The 3,595-nt window shown below is 71.2% G+C and carries 2 protein-coding genes and 1 pseudogene; 1 reads left to right on the forward strand and 2 read right to left on the reverse strand.

From position 1 onward, the window contains the following. Positions 1-19 precede the first annotated feature (19 nt). The gene (locus MFF42_RS25810; RefSeq protein WP_306423566.1) at positions 20-1,573 is read left to right on the forward strand and encodes a phospholipase D-like domain-containing protein; all 1,554 of its coding nucleotides are present in this window, start codon (positions 20-22) and stop codon (positions 1,571-1,573) included. Between the two features lie 292 nt (positions 1,574-1,865). Here the strand turns inward: MFF42_RS25810 and MFF42_RS25815 are convergent. After that, positions 1,866-2,141: pseudogene (locus MFF42_RS25815) on the reverse strand (endonuclease domain-containing protein); the annotation flags it as partial. Between the two features lie 3 nt (positions 2,142-2,144). Beyond that, a complete protein-coding gene (murC, locus tag MFF42_RS25820) occupies positions 2,145-3,551 on the reverse strand; it encodes a UDP-N-acetylmuramate--L-alanine ligase (protein WP_238258814.1) in 1,407 nt (468 codons plus the stop codon). Positions 3,552-3,595 lie beyond the last annotated feature (44 nt).

Consider the following 3,595-nt stretch of genomic DNA (forward strand, 5'->3'; position numbering starts at 1 on the left):
GCGCCGGGCCGGTGCGCGCATGAGGATGGATGTCGAGGTGGGCAAAGGATCGGCCGAGAGCTGGCTGCGACCGGGCCTCACGTGCTGGCGGCAGGAGCGGGCAGGGCGCGTCGCGGTGCTGCACGACGGCGCGGCCTATTTCGCCGCCGCCCGCGCGGCGCTGCTGCGGGCGCGCCGGTCGGTCACGCTGATCGGCTGGAGCTTCGACCCGCGGGTGCGCCTGCTTCCGGGGGATTCGCCCGACGCGGGCGAGACCCTGGCCGAGCTGCTGCGCCGCCTCAAGGCCGCGCGGCCGGACCTGACCGTCCGCATCCTGATCTGGGACATGCCCTGGCCGATCTCGGCGGGCAACGAGCACACGCACGAGAGCGTGCGCGAGAGCCTGGGGCCCGAGATCGACTTCCGCATCGACGGCACGCTGCCCTTCGGCGCCTGCCAGCACCAGAAGATCCTGGTGATCGACGACCGGATCGCGTTCTGCGGCGGCAGCGATTTCGAGGTGAACCGCTGGGATACCCCCGCCCACCGCGACCGCGATCCCCGCCGACGCCTGCCCTCCGGCGAGGAGTACCCGCCGCGCCACGACGTGATGATGCTGGTCGACGCTTCCGCCGCGCGGGCCCTGGCGGAACTGGCCCGCGAGCGCTGGCGCCGCGCCACCGGCGAGACCGTCCCGCTCGCCGATTCCGATCCGGACCACGACGAGGACCGGGACCACGATCCCTGGCCCGAAACCCTCGCGCCGCACCTCACCGACGTGACGGTGGGGCTCGCCCGCACCGATCCGCCGCTCGGCGGCCGCCCGGCGGTCACGGAGAGCGCCGCGCTCTACCGCGAATCGATCCGCGCGGCGGAGCGCTTCATCTACCTGGAGAACCAGTATCTCGCCTCGCCGGTCGTCGCGGAGGCGCTGGCCGCGCGCCTCGCCGAGCCGGAGGGGCCGGAGATCGTGATCGTGCTGTCCGAGCGCAGCCCGAGCGGCTTCGACCGCCTGACCATGGACAGCGCCCGCCGCGGCCTGATCCGCGGGTTGCGCCGGGCCGACCGGTTCGACCGCCTGCGGATCGTCGCGCCGCACACGCCCAAGGGCCGGCCGATCCTCGTCCACGCCAAGGTCGCGATCATCGACGAGCGCCTGCTGCGGATCGGTTCGACCAACCTCAACAACCGCTCCTTCGGCTACGACACCGAGTGCGACCTCGCCGTCGAGGTGCCCGCCGAGGACGCGGAGGCCCGCGCGTCCGTGCGGCGGCTGCTCGTGCGGCTGCTCGCCCATCACGGCGGCTGCCCGCCCGACGTGTTCGCCGAAGCCTTCGCGGCGCGCGGCTCCCTGCGGGCCGTGCTCGACGATCCCCGGCTGATGCCGAGCCCGCGGGTCTGCCCGCTCGTTCCCTCCCGCCGCGGCCCCGTGGCCCGCCTCGTCGAGGCGTTCCATCTCGGCGACCCGGTGAGCCCCGCCGACGCGTGGCGCCCCTGGCGGCGGCGCGCCCTCCTCCGCCAGGCCCGCAACGCGAGCTTCTCCGAAGAGGACACCGCTTCGCAGTCGGAGAAGGTGGCGCTCGGCGCTTCGTGATCCTCGACCGTGGCGGTTGGACGATTGGATTCGGTCGGGCTCCCCCTCTCCCCGCACGCGGGGAGAGGGCTTCGGCGACCTCGTCGTCGCCGAAGCGAGGCGGCAGCCGTGGGTGAGGGGGCGCATCCGGAGGTGACTCTCGCGTCGAGGCCCCCTCACCATCGCCCTTCGGGCTCGTCGTGCCGACGACGAGGTCGTCGCGACCCTCTCCCCGCGCGCGGGGAGAGGGGGGAAGCGCGGCGAGAATTGTGTCGAGCACGCCGACGGTGTTGGTCATGACCTCGGCATTCCAGAAGCGCAAGACGCGGTAGCCGCGCTCGACCAGCCACGCATCCCTCTCAGCGTCGTAAGCGCTGTCCGCATGCTGGCTGCCGTCGAGTTCGACGATCACCCGTGCCTCGCGGCAGCAGAAATCCGCCACGTAGGGGCCGATGCTTTCCTGCCGCACGAACTTGTACCCGGCGAGCCGGCGGTCGCGGAGGCGGTACCAAAGCCTGCGCTCGGCCCCGGTCTGGTCGTACCGCAGCCGCTTTCGAAACTCCCTCCGCTCGTCGTCCGCGGGGCGCACGCCTCACCCCTTCAAAGCCGCCAGCTCTCCCGGCAGGGCGTAGGCCCACTGGGTGATCGTGCCGGCGCCGAGGCACACCACGTAGTCGTTCGGTCCGGCGCGGCCGGCGACGTGGCGGGCGAGATCCTCCGGGCGCTCCAGGGCGACCGCGTCGCGGTGGCCGCGCGCCTTCAGGCCGGCGATCAGCGAGTCGCGGTCGATGCCCTCGATCGGCGCCTCGCCCGCCGCGTAGACCGGGGCGACGATAACCGTGTCGGCGTCGTTGAAGCAGGTGCAGAAATCCTCGAACAGCGACTGAAGCCGGGTGTAGCGGTGCGGCTGCACCACCGCGATCACCTTGCCGTCGGTCGAGGAGCGGGCGGCGCGCAGCACCGCGGCGATCTCGACGGGATGGTGGCCGTAATCGTCGAAGATCGCCGCGCCGTTCCACTCGCCCGTGCGGGTGAAGCGGCGCTTGACCCCGCCGAAGCCCGAGAGCGCCTTGCGGATCGCATCCTCGGACACGCCGAGTTCGTGGGCGACCGCCAGGGCGGCGGTGGCGTTGAGCGCGTTGTGGCGGCCGGGCATCGGCAGGACGAGATCCTGCATCTCCAGGCGGAAGCCGGGGCGGCGGTCGCGGATCATCACCCGGAAGCGGCTCTGGCCGCCCTTCAGGTCGATGTCGAGCAGGCGCACGTCGGCCTGCGGGTTCTCGCCGTAGGTGATGATGCGCCGGTCCACGATATGGCCGACGAGATCCTGCACGATTGGGTGGTCGATGCACATCACCGCGAAGCCGTAGAACGGGATGTTGTCGATGAAGCGCCGGAAGGCGTCCTTGATCGCGTCGAACGAGCCGAAATGGTCGAGATGCTCGGGGTCGATGTTGGTAACGATGGCGACATCCGCCGGCAGCTTGAGGAAGGTGCCGTCGGATTCGTCGGCCTCCACCACCATCCAGTCGCCCCCGCCCATGCGGGCGTTGGTGCCGTAGGCGTTGATGATGCCGCCGTTGATCACCGTCGGGTCGAGGTTGCCGGCATCGAGGAGAGTCGCGACCAGCGAGGTCGTCGTCGTCTTGCCGTGGGTGCCGGCCACCGCGACGCAGGACTTGAAGCGCATCAGCTCGGCCAGCATCTCGGCCCGGCGCACCACCGGCAGGCGGCGCTCACGGGCCTCGACCAGCTCCGGGTTGTCGCGGCGGATCGCGGTCGAGACCACCACGAGGGCGGCGTTTTCGACGTTCTCGGCCTTGTGCCCGACAAAGGTGCGGATGCCGTTCTCGGAGAGCCGGCGGACATTGGCGTTGTCGTTCGCGTCCGAGCCCTGCACGGTGTAGCCGAGATTGGCCATCACCTCGGCGATGCCGGACATGCCGATGCCGCCGATGCCGATGAAGTGGATGGGGCCGAGCTTTTCGGGCAGCTTCATGTCACGAACCTTCTAGAGCATCGTCCCGAAAGGTGGTTGCCGGC

Origin of the sequence: Methylorubrum podarium, from assembly GCF_022179745.1 — a bacterium.
GTDB lineage: Bacteria > Pseudomonadota > Alphaproteobacteria > Rhizobiales > Beijerinckiaceae > Methylobacterium > Methylobacterium podarium.

Excerpts from the sequence above, each read along its gene's own strand:
- MFF42_RS25810 (WP_306423566.1), top strand. The coding sequence starts at position 20 with ATGAGGATGGATGTCGAGGTGGGCAAAGGATCGGCCGAGAGCTGGCTG.
- murC (WP_238258814.1), bottom strand. The coding sequence starts at position 3,551 with ATGAAGCTGCCCGAAAAGCTCGGCCCCATCCACTTCATCGGCATCGGC.